The sequence below is a fragment of the Flavobacterium sp. ARAG 55.4 genome, assembly GCF_051846875.1.
Classification (GTDB): domain Bacteria; phylum Bacteroidota; class Bacteroidia; order Flavobacteriales; family Flavobacteriaceae; genus Flavobacterium; species Flavobacterium plantiphilum.
The window spans coordinates 110,250-124,730 of the sequence record NZ_JBPYCT010000010.1 but is presented as its reverse complement, the minus strand read 5'-3'; the positions used below and the strand labels follow the sequence as shown (position 1 = coordinate 124,730).

Here is a 14,481-nt window from a genome sequence, read left to right as displayed (position 1 = left end):
TTTTTGCTATTTTTAAGAAAAAAAGATGAGCCACAGAGATCGTTTTCTAACGGAATTCAGAGGTGACACTATTGGAAGTGTCAGCACACAGTCTTCAGCAGATGAAATTTTTCAAAATGAAGTTTTAAGACCTATATTGAAACTTCAAAATGATTTATTTATTGCTTCTTTTCATAATTATATCAGTAAATACAAAAGGGATTTTTATTCGCTAAGTGTCGAGAAAAAGATTGCAACTATTGAGAATGCAATTCAAAAAGACATCAAGTTTAGAAATGCATTAAAAGGAATGATTATAGCCCTTTTTACTGTAGAGGAATATACTTCTTACATAAAAAACTCCTCCAGTTTAAATAAACGCATGATGAATATGCTGATTGAAAGATTGAAAAATCAGGTTCAGTTATTTGAAAAAAGTGTTGCTGATTAATTAGAATATAAATACAAAACAAATTGATTTTTTAAAGAATAATTCGAACTCCTCAAATCCAGTCTTTTTGTTTAAAATTTTCAGATTGTTTGTGGACTAATCTTAACAGTTGTTTTTTTCTTATCTGCTTTTATGTTGGGGATGTGTTACCAAATTGCTTTAAAAGATCTCATTTAAAAGCTTTAAAATAAATTATATGCAACAATAGTAAACAAAGCGTTATCATTTCATTAAAAGTAAAGAACCTTCTTCTGTTTGTAAATTTCATATCGATTATTTCAGTATAATTGTTGAAACGAAAATTATGAAAGAAGACTATTTTAAGTGGCATTCACCCCATCTGAACAGATATATTGAAATGCTTGTTTTTGGGCATTCGGGATATCCGGTAGTTTTGTTTCCCACCTCTATGGGAAGTTTTCATGAAAATAAAGATATGGGATTAATTGAATCAGTAAGCTGGTATCTCGAGCAGGGATTGATTCAGATTTATTGTCCGGATAGTATTGATAAAAACAGTTTTTATAATAAACAGATTTCTCCTGTACACCGCATAGAAAATCACGATTGCTATGATAAAATGATTTGTCATGAAATTGTTGAAAAAGTGCGTAACAATACCGCTTCAGGAAAAGTTGCTGTTGCCGGCTGTAGTTTTGGAGGTTATCATGCGGCTAATTTTGCTTTTAGACATCCGGGTTATGTGAGCCATTTGTTCAGTATGAGCGGAGTTTATCAAATTAAAAACTATCTTGATGGTTTTCATAATGATACTGTTTTTTACCATAGTCCTCATGATTATTTGCAAGGCTTGAATGATTATGAATTATGGAATATGGATATTGTACTGGGAACTTCAAATTGGGACATTTGTTTTGATGCCAACTTAAAAATGAGTCGCTTATTGTCTGATAAAAACATGCACCACTGGCTTGATATCAGGCAGGATAAGCTACACGACTGGCCCCTATGGAAAGAAATGTTTCCCCATTATTTATCCAGAATAAAATTTTAGCTAAACACTGATTATAAAATAGTAAAAGAAAACAACGAATATGAAAAAGATTGGAATTTTATTTGGTATGGAAGATACCTTTCCTCAGGCTTTTATTGACAGAGTTAATTCAAAAAACGAAAAAAATATTATAGCCGAAGCCGTTTCTATTGATAAAATTATTCAAAATAAAGGAGGCGAATATGCGGTAATTATTGATAGAATTTCACAGGATGTTCCTTTTTATCGAGCTTTTCTTAAAAATGCTGCTTTAACGGGTACGAATGTTATTAACAATCCTTTTTGGTGGAGTGCTGATGATAAATTTTTTAATAATGCATTAGCCGATACACTGGGTGTTCCGTTGCCTAATACAGTCATTCTTCCTTCAGCAGAACATCCAAATGATACAAATTCTAATTCGTTCAGAAATCTGAAATATCCATTAGACTGGGAAGGTATTTTTGACTATGTGAAGTTTCCTGCCTACATGAAACCGTATGCCGGTGGCGGGTGGAAAAATGTGTACCGACTGGAAAATAAAGAGGAATTTTGGGAGAAGCATAAAGAAACGGGACAGTTGGTAATGCTGTTGCAGGAGGAAATTATCTTTACTGAATATTTCAGAGTGTATTGCTTAGGAAGTAAAGCTGTCAAAATCATGCAATACGAACCCAGAAATGAACCCCATTTACGCTATGTGCTTAACGGCCCTGTTGCAGATAAAAAATTATTAGCCACTATCAAAGATTATACAATTCGACTTTGCAAAGGTTTAGGTTACGATTTTAATACGGTAGAATTTGCGGTGCGTGACGGTATTCCTTATGCTATTGATTTTGGAAATCCTGCTCCTGATGCTGATATTAATTCAGTAGGTATTGAAAACTTTGAATGGGTAGTTGAAGAATCGGCTAAAATGGCTATTGCTGCCGCAAAAAAGCAAAAACCCGGAAAAATAAACCTGACTTGGGGAACCTTTATGAAAGAAGCTGTTGGGTTAAATAAATAATCAGAATAATTTAAATGAAAAAATTACCTGTTTTTACGCTTGGTATAGAAGAAGAATACCAGATTATAGATCCCGAAACAAGAGATCTCCGCTCCCATTTGTCTAAAATAGTTGATGGGGCAAAAATAGTATTAAATGAACAAGTAAAAGCCGAAATGCACCAATCGGTGGTGGAAGTTGGAACTAATATTTGTAAAAATGTAAAAGAAGCCGAGTGCGAGATTAAGTTTTTAAGAACTAAAATTGTAGAATTGGCCGATAAACAAGGACTCATCGTTGGTGGTGCCGGAACACATCCTTTTTCTAAATGGCAGGATCAGCCTATAACCGATGATCCTCGATATCATACCATTATCAATGAGTTACAGGATGCTGCACGTTCTAATTTAATTTTCGGGATGCATTGCCATGTAGGAATAGAAAACCGTGAAATAGGTCTGAAATTAATCAATCAGGCTTGTTATTTCCTGCCGCATATATTTGCGTTATCAACTAATTCTCCTTTTTGGGAAGGAAGACAAACTGGTTATAAATCCTTTAGAACAAAGGTTTTTGATAAGTTTCCACGAACAGGGCTGCCGGAATATTTTGATTCGGTAGCATCCTATGATAATTTTCTGGAAACTTTAGTAAAAACTAATTGTATTGATAATCCAAAGAAAATCTGGTGGGATTTACGTTTGCACCCATTTTATGATACAATTGAATTCCGAATTTGTGATATGGCATTAACAGTTGAAGAAACCATGTGTATGGTATCTGTAATACAGGCCGTTGTAGCTAAACTGTATCGTCTTAATACGCAGAACCTGAAATTCAACACCTATCGTCTGGCATTAATCAAAGAGAATAAATTCAGAGCTGCCCGATATGGAATAGAAGGACATTTGATTGATTTTGGACTTCAGAAAGAAGTAGAAACCCGATTGCTGATTTTAGAATTACTGGACTTTATTGATGATGTAGTCGATGAATTAGGAAGCAGAGAACATATCAATTACACACATGAAATTTTAAAAAACGGAACAGGTGCAGACAAGCAGATTGCTGTTTTTGAAGAAACAAAAAATCTGACTAAGGTAGTTGACTTTATTACAGCAGAATTCACTAAAGGGCTATAAATTATTAACTTATCTTTGCAAATAAGATAAAATCGGGAACTAATGGGAAAGAAAAACATAACAATAGCGATATTGGACATGTACAATGGAGAGCCTAATCAGGGCATGCGGTGTATCATCGAAATTGTAAACAGATTTACACCTTTTGTAAGCTTTAAAATTTTTGATGTAAGAGGAAAATGTGAATTACCTGTGATAGATAAATTTGATATTTATATTGCAACCGGAGGTCCCGGAAATCCATTGGATGGCGATGGTGAATGGGACAAAAAATATTTTGATTTTATTGATGCTATATTGAAATGGAACAATGAAAACCTAATCAAAAAGCACGTGCTTTTTATTTGTCATTCCTATCAAATGGCGTGTAAACATTTTGGATTAGCAGAAATCACAAAAAGACACGATACTTCGTTTGGTGTAATGACTATCCATAAAACGAAAGACGGACTTAAAGATTTATTATTTGAAGGACTGGATGACCCGTTTTATGCAATTGATTCCAGAGATTATCAGGTAGTTCAACCGAAATTGAGTGTTTTTGCAAAAAAAGGAGCTAAAATACTTTCATTGGAAAAAATAAGAGATAATGTGCAATATGAAAGAGCTATTATGGCGGTCCGATTTACAGATCATTTAGTAGGAACACAATTTCATCCGGAAGCTGATCCTATTAGTTTTCTATCGCATCTGAGAAATAAAGAAGTGAAAGAAAAAATTAGAAAAATGAAAGGCAAAAGAAAGTTCAGAAACATGCTGGAAGATTTAGTTGACGATGATAAAATTTATCGTACCAATGAAACTTTAATTCCTAATTTTCTTCGCTCAGCTATCACTGACCTGATGAAATCTAAAAAAATCATGTCTAATTAATATCTGGAATTTAAATGATCCCAAAATACCGAAAGCTGTTTAACGAGCAATTTACTGAAGAAAAATATCAGGCTTTAAAGGATGATATTGCAGCCGATTTTGACTATGCTCCCACTTTTAGACTGGCAGAAACTCCTTTTTTTATTTCGAATGAATTAAAAACACAATTAATTGAAGGTTGTAATGATGTTATAGCTTTAATTAAACAAAAAGACTTTAAAAAACTTACTGATAAGTCATTATTGTTAAATAAAAAAGTACCTAACGAGGATGAGCACACCACTTTTTTAGCTATTGATTTTGGAATTTGTGAAGAAGAAGGCAATGTAATTCCAAAACTAATTGAAGTACAAGGATTTCCTTCTCTCTTTAATTATCAGGTCAATTTATTTGAAAAATTCAAAAAATATTACCCTTTTTTAGAAGAATTAACTCCATTTTTTAATGGTATAACTGCGGATGAATATCTCAAAAATTTAGAGGATATTTTTTGTAACAACCATCCAAAAGAAAACGTGGTGTTACTGGAAATAGAACCTGAAAAACAAAATACAAAAATTGATTTTTATTATTGCAAAAGAGATCTTGGAATTCCTTTTGTCTGTGTAACGGAAATATTAAAAAAAGGGAAAAAACTTTTTTATCACAACTCTGAAGGCAAAGAAATTGAGATTAAGCGTATTTACAATCGCGTAATTTTTGACGAACTGGAACTACGGACAGATTTAAAAATGAACTTTAGTTTTTCAGACGATTTGGATGTGGAATGGGCGGGACATCCCAATTGGTTTTTCAGAATCAGTAAGTTTATTTTACCAATGCTAAAAGGAAAGTATTTTATAGAAACCACTTTGTTAAGCGAATTAAAAGAAATTCCGCAAGATTTGGAAAACTATGTCTTAAAACCTCTTTTTTCTTTTTCGGGTTCCGGTGTTATTTTTCATGTAAAAAAGGAAGATATTGAAGCTGTTGTCGATAAAGAACTTTACATTCTTCAGAAGAAAGTTAACTATTTACCAGTTGTTCAGTCTCCTGACGGAAAAGTTAAAGCCGAAGTGAGAATACTTTGTATCTGGAAAAAAGAAGATAAAGCACCTGCTCTATTGTGTAATCTAGTACGCTTGAGCCGTGGCGAAATGATAGGTGTAAAATACAATCAGGACAAAGACTGGGTAGGCGGAACTATTGGTTTATTTGAGCGATGATTTTTTTTTATTTATTATACTAATCTGCAGTAGATAACTATTTGAATCCATTTTTTTTATATTTTTAAATATATAATTCAGATATTTAAATCAAAAAATGATAAAAAGAAGAGATTTTATAATTAACAGTAGTTTGGTTTTAGGTGCATTGGCTATTGCTCCTTCCCTCGCCTTTTCAACGAAACAAAGAAATATCGGCTTACAATTATACACTTTAAGAAATATGTTTTCTAAAGATGTAAAAGGCACTTTAGAATTTGTTGCAAGAACAGGATATAAGGAAATAGAAACTTATGGATATTCAGCCGAAAAAGGTTTTTTTGGCACTTCTGTAAAAGATTTCAAAAAAATACTGGCTGATAATGGTCTAAAAGCACCAAGCGGACATTATGAATTTAATTCTTTTATAAAAAATGGTAATACTGATTTTTTAAAATCCTGTATGGAGTGTACCAATCAATTAGAAAGTGAATATATTACTGTTCCCCATTTAGATGAAAAATTAAGAAGTAATCTGGATGATTACAAACGAATTGCTCAAAAATTAAATGAAGCTGCCGTTTTATGCAAGCAATCCGGATTAAAATTGGGATATCATAATCATGATTTTGAATTTAAAAAGTTTGGAACTCAAACAGGATATGATATTTTATTAGCGGAAACAGATATAGAGCTGGTTGATTTTGAATTGGATTTGTATTGGGCAGTGCGTTCAGGAAATAATCCTCTGGAACTGTTTGAGGCCCATCCCGGACGATTTACAATGTGGCACGTAAAAGATATGGATAAATTGAAAACCGAATGGAATACCGAAGTTGGCGAAGGAACGATCAACTTTAAATCTATTTTTGCAGCAGCTCAGCTATCCGGAATGAAACGCTTTTTTGTGGAACAAGAGACCAATTATAAACCTGATATTTTAGAGTCTACCGTAAAAAGTTTTAACTATATCAAAAAGAAACTAATCTGATTATCAGTAACATATTTAAAAATGCAATTGAATTTCAGTTTTATTTTTCCCGGAATTTTTTAAATAAAACAGGACACACTTTTTCCATCGTTTTAGGTTCATTAACATTCCAGTTGAATTCTAATATCGGATAATTTTCATCTGTCGTTTTAAAATTTTCATAATCAAGATAAGCATATATTTCCTGATTCGTAGCGTTTTTAAATGCATTCATCGCTACATACCAAAAACCTTCAAAATCATATACTTTTGGTTCGTTTTCGATCAAATTCACTAAAGAGTCCGGATTTTGCTGTGCTTGATAATAGGCTTCTTTTCCTCTTGAAATCAGCCAGCATCTAAAATAATCAAAACCATCATCAGCGGCTCCGTTACTAATAATATAATTAGCGCACCACAAATCAGAGGTATAAGAGTCGAACATCAGTTTATCTGTTCTTAAACGAAAACCTACTATTTCTTCCGGAGAAAGTTGCTCTAAAGTGTTAATCAGAAAAATTTCCTGATCTTCCTGATTGGTAGTTTCTTTTAAAGAACGGTCAATAATAGTCCAGTAAATTTCCTCATCGAGCATTTTATTGGACGGAGCAAAATGAATGGAATCTAAATTGATTCTCGGAATTGTAGAAAGAGAATCAGTACTGCTTATTAAATCTTCTGACTCAACTTCATTAGTCTGACAGTAATTAATCCCGCTTATAAACAAAAAGATAATTATGAAGTAGTAACTTTTCATATTAAATATTCAATTTATTATTTCTGAATTTTAAGGATAAAATTAGTCTATTTTATTGGGTAATATTAACTCCAACCACATAAAAATTTGCTTCAATAAGTAGTTTTGAATTTTCTGCAATATTTGTTTCTCTTTTCCAGTTTGTTTGTGGATTTAGCCACTTTTCTTCTCCGTTTATAATCACTTTTATCGGTATATTAAAGTCTGAAACGCAGTTTGTCCAGCGAAAAAGCAGATTGTTGTTTTCAAAATAATATTCCAGTTTTGGAATTCTGATATCCCTTAAATATTGATTAAAAAAAGGATTTAAATCTATTCCTGTTTCCCGACTCAGATAATTTTCAATTTGTTTTGTAGTTACTGTCTGATGGTAGAAAGTGCTGTTTAAACCTCTTAATATACTCCTCCATTTAATATCATTATTAACAATTTGCCGTAAGGTATGCAGCATATTTGAACCTTTATAGTACATATCGCCGGAACCTTCATTGTTAACATCATAATTTCCTATTAGGGGTTTGTCATTCAGAATGTTTTTTCGGAGTCCCCGCAGATACGTATAAGCGGCTTCCTTTCCATAATAATATTCCAGAAAAAGACTCTCAGAATAATTAGTAAAACTCTCGTGAATCCACATATCAGCTATATCTTTATTAGTGATATTGTTAGCAAACCATTCATGTGCTGATTCGTGTACAATAATAAAATCAAATTTTAGTCCCCAACTCGTTCCGCTTAAATCAGTGCCTAAATAACCATTTCCAAAACCATTCCCATAGGTAACAGAACTTTGGTGTTCCATTCCTAAATATGGAACTTCAACCAATTTATAGCCGTCTTCATAAAAAGGATAAGGTCCCAGCCAGTATTCAAAAGCTTCTAACATTCTGGGCACTTCCTGAAATTGTTTTTTGGCTTTCGCCAAATTGTCTCTCAAAACGTAATAGCTGCAATCCAGAGTTCCTTTTTCGCCTTTGTATTTTTCTGAAAAAGAAACATAATCTCCAATATTAATATTTACGCCATAATTATTTATAGGATTAGCAACATACCAGTTATACGTTTTGGTGCCATTTTTATGTTTTTTTATACTCAGTAAACGACCATTAGAAACATCCTTTAAATCCTCTGGAACATTCACACTGATATACATATTTTCGACTTCATCATACATATGATCTTTGTTAGGCCACCACACACTGGCGCCTAATCCCTGACAGGACGAAGCAATAAATGGTTTACCGTTGCTGTCTTTTTTCCAGCTAATTCCACCATCCCAGGGCGGATTGACTGCTACTTTGGGTTTTCCGCTATAAAATACTGTGAGCTCTTTTACAGCATCTTTTTTTTGAGGAGCAATTAAATTAATAAAGTAAACATTCCCTTCCCTGTAAAACTTTAATTCTTTTTTATCCTGAATCACTTTGCTGATTGCTAAGGGATTCTGCAAATCAATTTGCATAACATTATATTCCTGTAAAACTTTATATTTTACAGTGTTAGATCCTGTTATTGTGCTATCTAAAGGATTTACTTTTATAGCTAACCGATATTGTTTTAAATCCCACCAGTCTCTTTCTTTAGTAATACTTCCGCGCAAACTATCCTGTCTGTTAAACTGATTTTTTTTATGTTCGAAAAGTTGTTGCGCTTTTATTTCATTTAAAAAAAGCAACGAGAAAAAAATAAAAAAACAAAATACTCTCATGGGCTAATGCAGTTTATCCACCTTTTTTTGTGCTACCACTACGGTATAATCAGCTATTAAACGATCAACATAATTGTCTAATAATTCGAGAATTCTTTCGTTTTTAACAGATTTAACCACAAGACCTGCATGATAATCTAAAGGAACTCTGAAACAAACTTCGGCATCTGAAAATGAAGATAAATCAGGATGCTGAAATTTAGATAAAGTCAGTACAATTCCGGCATACTCCTTTTTTATTTCCGGTAATTGGTATTCTTTTTCTTTGACTAAGGCATCTTCTATAGTGGCCCATTCTTTCCATAGATTAATACCGGAGGCAGCTTCGACCATCTCAGCGATGTGAGCACCGCCCACACGGGAAGAAGTTTCCAGAAAGTAAATCTTTCCATTTTCGGTACATTTAATAAACTCTGTATGAGCAACACCATGCTTTAAACCAAAACTTTTTAAAACAGCTTCATTTACTTTTTTTATTTCTACATCATCTTCAGAGTCATAAGGAATATTGGAACTTCTAAAAACACCACCACCCTGAGTAATTTCCATCGGTGTAGCCAGATATTTTGAAGTGAGACTAAAAAGTATCTTTTTATCTAAAACTAAGCTGTCACAATGGTAAACAGCACCGGGTTTAAACTGTTCTAACAAATATTTAAAACGGTTATTCCCCATTTCATTAATATGAATCCATAAATTTTCTTTATCGAAAACCTTGATAATCCCTGAGGCAGAAGCTTCAGAACGTGGTTTTAAAACCCATGGAGGAGCGACTCTGTCGGCAAAAGTATTGATGTCATGATCATTAAATAAGGAACAAAAAGCAGGAATAGGTATGCCACAACTTTTGGCTCTCATCCGCATGGCTAATTTATCTCTGAAGTAGCGACCAGTAGTTTGTCCCATTCCTCCAATTCTAAGATTTTCTCTAAGATAGGTGGCCTTTTCTACATCAAAATCATCCAAAGCAACTATAGCATCAACCTTATTAGTAATCATTAAATTACCTATTCCCAGTAATAAATGATCTAAATTCCATTCGGTATCCTGACCAGGCATATAAAATATTTCGTCTATTGCTTCATGTGGCCATGGTTTATCTCTTAATTTTTCACTGGTAACGAGATAAACTTTATTTCCTGAATTCTTTAACTGAATTAAAAAATCGGCTCCTTTATAATAATTTGAAATACAAATGAAGGTTTTAGCATTTTCCATAAATTCATAAATTTTCTATGAATTTAGTTAATAAATGAACACCATAAGCAGTTGCATGTTTACTTTTTGCAAATTCATCATCGCCAAATGCTACTCCGGCAATATCTAAATGTGCCCAGGCAGGATGTTCTTTAGTAAAAAACTCTAAAAATTTTGCTGCACTAATGGCCCCTGCTACCGGTTTTCCACTAAAATTTTTCACATCGGCAATATCACTTTCAATATCATCTTTATAAGCATCCCATAAAGGTAATGGCCATAATCGTTCACCAATGGATGTTCCTGTTTCCTGAATTTTTTTAGAAATAAATTCATTATTAGTAAACAAAGCACCACATTCATAGCCAAAAGTCCCAACACTACTCCCTGTTAAAGTTGCAATATCTATAATATACTCCGGTTTGTAATTTTTAATTAAATACGATAAACCGTCGGCTAAGATTAGACGGCCTTCAGCATCGGTATCAATGATTTCAATAGAGTTCCCACTGTAGCTATGGATAACTTCACTGGGCAGAAATGATTTATTGTCCACTGCATTTTCCGCACAGGGAACAATAGCGGTAACGCGTACCGGCAGTTGTAAATCAGCAATGAGCTGCATGGCACCAAAAACAGCAGCGCCACCGGCCATATCACACTTCATATGCACCATACCGGATGTTTTGATATTCAGACCACCTGTATCAAACGTAATTCCTTTGCCTACAAGTCCTACATGTTTTAATGAAGCAGGAGCAATTTTAGGCGTGTAATTCATAATTACAAACTGGGCTTCGTTATCACTGCCTCTTCCCACAGCTACAAAGGCGCCCAAATATTCTTTTTTAGCGTCTTCCAGCCCCAGTACTTTTACATCAAAACCGTATTGAATACCTTTATCCTGTGCCCATAACGCCAGGTATTTAGGTGTTACCTTATTGGGTGGTAAATCAACTAACGAGAGTGTTTCTAACTGGGCACGGGCTATTTTTATAGCTTTGCTAAGCCAAACAGAATAATCCTGAACAGCTAATATATTTAATTCAAAATCTGCTTTTAAAAACGGATGCTTTTCCTGTTCTTTATAATGCCCTAAATCATACGTTCCTAAAAGCAAACCTGACATAGCAGCTTCTGCCTGTTCAGAAGCAAATTCTTCGGGTAAAAAAAGACATAGTTTTTTATTAAAAAGTTTTTTTTCTTTAAAAGAAATTCTTCTGAATATTGTTTTTAATGATTTATAATCCGGATTTTTTCCTATACCAATAAATAAATATAAATTTTCTCCTTTTTGAGTTAGATATGTGCTGTCTTTTTTACCATAAAAAACAGAAGAAGGAATTTCTAAATCGTCAAATTTAACAGGGATTAGATTTTTTTCTGTTGTTTCAAAAACAGGAATTAATATTGTTCCTGAAAAATTTTCTAAACTATCAATTTTTGTTGTTATCATTTAATTTTCCTTTGTGTTAAAAAACAGCCATTCTATAGCTTTGGGAAATTCGTCACTCCAATAAGTTTCATTGTGTTTTCCTAACTTATTAATACTAAGATTGATTTTCATTTTATCTGTAACAAATTCACTTTCAAGCATCCGGTTTTTAAAAGTTTCTACATGCTCAATCATGGTTTCACTCTCCTCTCCGCCTGCGTATAAATAAATTTTTGTATTTCCGGAATCCTCATAGTTTTTGATTTTCATTTTAGGAGCTACCCAAAGCGAAGGTGAAAAAATCATTAATTTACCAAAAATTTCAGGATAACGCAAACCGGAAAAAATACTGACCAAAGCTCCCATAGAACTGCCTCCTATTCCGGTAAATTCTCTTTCTTTTTTTGTTCTGAAGTTACTGTCAACATATGGTTTCAGGGTTTCTGCTAAAAATTTAATATATTTTTTACCCTGTCCTTTTCCTAAAACTGTTTTCCCAACATTGTATTCTTTAACCCGGTCTTCTTCTGCATGTTCTACAGCAATAACAATGATTTTACCCACATTGTATTCGGACATTACAGCCAGTTTTTTATCAATTTCCCAATTGCCGTATTCCGCATTTTCATTAAATAAATTCTGTGCATCCTGTAAATACATCACAGGATAACTTTCATTGGAAAAATCATAATCATGTGGTAATAGTGCCCAGACTTTACGGGTAGTGTTTAATTGCGGGATTTCAAACTCATCAGAAATTAACTGAATTTGTGGCAAAAAATTAGGCTTGAATGGCATCCAGTTTTTTCTCCAGCGAAAAACATGTTCATTTTGAATACCTGTATGTTTAGATGTAAAACGATTTTCTGTTCGCTCTTCGTTAGCACCTATTTCAACAGCACTCCAATCTCCTTTAGTGAACTTATACAATAAAACTTCAGGATAATTAAAATCATGAGTGAATTTAAAATGATACAAACCAGTACCTACTTTTTCCATCATAAAATCTTTATCCTGAGTACGCCAGTCATTAAAATTTCCGGATATATAAACGGAACGGGAATCGTCTTCGTCTGTTGTAAGTATGATATGTAATCCTGTTTCTATTTTAGTATCGATGAATGCTTCTGAAAAATGAGTCTTATCAAAAATCATAAGGTATTGATTATAAATAATTAATTTCTGTTGTAAATATAACAGATTGGACTTTGGTGTAAAAATGAAAACGAGTCAACTGAGGAAATTTAATCTCCAATTGACTCGTTTTTACAATAAATTAACACAAAATATAGATGCTATTTCTGACGGCTTTTTAAAACATTCATCACATCATCCAGCTTATATCCTTTGGCTTGTAATAAAATTAAATAATGGAAAAGTAAATCGGCACTTTCGCTTAAAAATAAATCGTCATTTGCATCTTTCGCCTCAATAACTACTTCTACAGCCTCTTCCCCTACTTTTTGAGCTATTTTATTAATTCCCTTCGCAAAAAGCGAAGCCACATAACTTTGTTCAGAATCAGCATTTTCTTTTCGAGACTGAATCGTTTTTTCTAATTCTGAAATAAATCCATAACTGGTTTCATTTGGTGTTTGCCAGCAGGTATCTGCTCCTGTATGACAAGTTGGTCCTACAGGTTTTGCCTGAATCAATAAAGTGTCCTCATCACAATCGTTTTTGATATTCACCAGATTCAAAAAGTGTCCACTTTCTTCCCCTTTTGTCCAAAGACGCTGTTTAGAACGGCTGAAAAAAGTTACTTTGCCTGTTTCAATTGTTTTTTGATAAGCTGCTACGTTCATATAGCCTAACATCAACACATTTTTGGTTTCACTATCTTGAATAATGGCCGGAATTAATCCATGAGCCAATCTTGAAAAATCTATTTCCATTTTTATAATTATTTTTTTTAGAAAGAGAAAAGAAGAAAGAAGCAAGGACAAAGAAAATCATTACAACAATATATCTTTTCTCTTTATTCTTTACTCTATTTTCTATAATCTAACTTCTATATTGTTATTTTTAAGTTCTTTTTTCAAAGCCTTGATTTCGATTTCTTTAAAATGGAAAACACTCGCTGCCAAAGCGGCATCTGCCTTTCCATCAATAAAAGTATCTGCAAAATGCTGCATATTTCCTGCTCCTCCCGATGCAATAATAGGAATATTAACTAAGCTAGACAATTTTGCCAAAGCTTCATTAGCAAATCCATTTTTAGTACCATCGTGGTTCATTGAAGTAAACAAGATTTCCCCTGCTCCTCTCTGCTCTACTTCTTGTGCCCAATCGAACAATTTGATGTCAGTAGGTACTTTTCCACCAACCAAATGCACCATCCATTCGCCATCAATTTGTTTGGCATCAATCGCAACAACTACACATTGACTTCCAAATTTTTGAGCCAAATCATTAATTAATTGCGGATTCTTTACTGCCGAGGAATTGATGGAAACCTTGTCGGCTCCATTTTGCAAAAGCACTTCCACATCCGAAACTGCTGAAATTCCACCACCTACAGTAAATGGTATATTAATGGTTGCCGCTACTTTTCGAACTAAATCTACTAAAGTTCTTCTTCTTTCTTCCGTTGCCGAGATATCCAAAAACACCAATTCATCCGCACCTTCATCCGAATAAATTTTTGCCAATTCCACCGGATCACCCGCATCACGCAAATCTACGAAATTAACACCTTTTACGGTTCTTCCGTTTTTGATATCCAGACAAGGGATTATTCTTTTTGTAAGCATTGTTTTTAAAGTTGTTGGTTATTGGTTGTTGGCTATTGGTCAATGGT

Annotated in this window: 14 protein-coding genes; 7 read left to right on the top strand and 7 right to left on the bottom strand. The window is 33.3% G+C overall.

The window, feature by feature from the left end; all coding sequences use genetic code 11:
* Window positions 1–25: 25 nt before the first annotated feature.
* The 7 genes from ACSV4D_RS12265 (at window position 26) to ACSV4D_RS12235 (ending at window position 6,605) form a co-directional block, all read left to right on the top strand.
* Entirely contained in the window at window positions 26–430 is a 405-nt protein-coding gene (locus ACSV4D_RS12265; protein WP_408079431.1) for a glyoxalase, read from the top strand.
* Window positions 431–734: 304 nt separating this feature from the next.
* Window positions 735–1,445: an alpha/beta fold hydrolase gene (locus ACSV4D_RS12260; protein ID WP_439228499.1), complete on the top strand. Its 711-nt coding sequence runs from the start codon at window positions 735–737 to the stop codon at window positions 1,443–1,445.
* Window positions 1,446–1,485: 40 nt separating this feature from the next.
* A complete protein-coding gene (locus tag ACSV4D_RS12255) occupies window positions 1,486–2,436 on the top strand; it encodes an ATP-grasp domain-containing protein (RefSeq protein ID WP_439228498.1) in 951 nt (316 codons plus the stop codon).
* Between the two features lie 14 nt (window positions 2,437–2,450).
* Window positions 2,451–3,557, top strand: a complete 1,107-nt coding sequence (locus ACSV4D_RS12250; protein ID WP_408079425.1) for a carboxylate-amine ligase — start codon at window positions 2,451–2,453, stop codon at window positions 3,555–3,557.
* Window positions 3,558–3,599: 42 nt separating this feature from the next.
* A complete protein-coding gene (locus ACSV4D_RS12245; RefSeq protein ID WP_439228497.1) occupies window positions 3,600–4,430 on the top strand; it encodes a type 1 glutamine amidotransferase in 831 nt (276 codons plus the stop codon).
* A gap of 14 nt (window positions 4,431–4,444) precedes the next feature.
* Window positions 4,445–5,635 carry a hypothetical protein gene (locus tag ACSV4D_RS12240; RefSeq protein ID WP_439228496.1) on the top strand — a complete coding sequence of 397 codons (1,191 nt, stop codon included), beginning with the start codon at window positions 4,445–4,447 and terminating at the stop codon, window positions 5,633–5,635.
* Window positions 5,636–5,732: 97 nt separating this feature from the next.
* On the top strand, window positions 5,733–6,605 hold the full coding sequence (locus ACSV4D_RS12235) for a sugar phosphate isomerase/epimerase family protein (protein WP_439228495.1): 873 nt from the start codon (window positions 5,733–5,735) through the stop codon (window positions 6,603–6,605).
* A gap of 40 nt (window positions 6,606–6,645) precedes the next feature.
* On the opposite strand, the gene ACSV4D_RS12230 is transcribed toward ACSV4D_RS12235, so the two are convergent.
* The 7 genes from ACSV4D_RS12230 to hisF all read right to left on the bottom strand — a co-directional run bounded on the left by ACSV4D_RS12230 (window position 6,646) and on the right by hisF (window position 14,434).
* Complete coding sequence (locus ACSV4D_RS12230; protein WP_439228494.1) at window positions 6,646–7,341, bottom strand: DUF4240 domain-containing protein; 696 nt, start codon at window positions 7,339–7,341, stop codon at window positions 6,646–6,648.
* A gap of 52 nt (window positions 7,342–7,393) precedes the next feature.
* Window positions 7,394–9,049, bottom strand: coding sequence for a M1 family metallopeptidase (locus ACSV4D_RS12225; protein ID WP_439228493.1), 1,656 nt, complete (start codon window positions 9,047–9,049; stop codon window positions 7,394–7,396).
* 3 nt (window positions 9,050–9,052) lie between these two features.
* A complete protein-coding gene (locus ACSV4D_RS12220) occupies window positions 9,053–10,267 on the bottom strand; it encodes an ATP-grasp domain-containing protein (RefSeq protein WP_439228492.1) in 1,215 nt (404 codons plus the stop codon).
* A gap of 4 nt (window positions 10,268–10,271) precedes the next feature.
* Window positions 10,272–11,702, bottom strand: a complete 1,431-nt coding sequence (locus tag ACSV4D_RS12215) for a leucyl aminopeptidase family protein (RefSeq protein ID WP_439228491.1) — start codon at window positions 11,700–11,702, stop codon at window positions 10,272–10,274.
* The gene (locus tag ACSV4D_RS12210; protein ID WP_439228490.1) at window positions 11,703–12,836 is read right to left on the bottom strand and encodes an alpha/beta hydrolase; all 1,134 of its coding nucleotides are present in this window, start codon (window positions 12,834–12,836) and stop codon (window positions 11,703–11,705) included.
* Between the two features lie 140 nt (window positions 12,837–12,976).
* Entirely contained in the window at window positions 12,977–13,576 is a 600-nt protein-coding gene (gene hisIE, locus ACSV4D_RS12205) for a bifunctional phosphoribosyl-AMP cyclohydrolase/phosphoribosyl-ATP diphosphatase HisIE (protein ID WP_408079407.1), read from the bottom strand.
* A gap of 102 nt (window positions 13,577–13,678) precedes the next feature.
* Window positions 13,679–14,434, bottom strand: coding sequence for an imidazole glycerol phosphate synthase subunit HisF (hisF, locus tag ACSV4D_RS12200; RefSeq protein ID WP_439228489.1), 756 nt, complete (start codon window positions 14,432–14,434; stop codon window positions 13,679–13,681).
* Window positions 14,435–14,481: the final 47 nt, after the last annotated feature.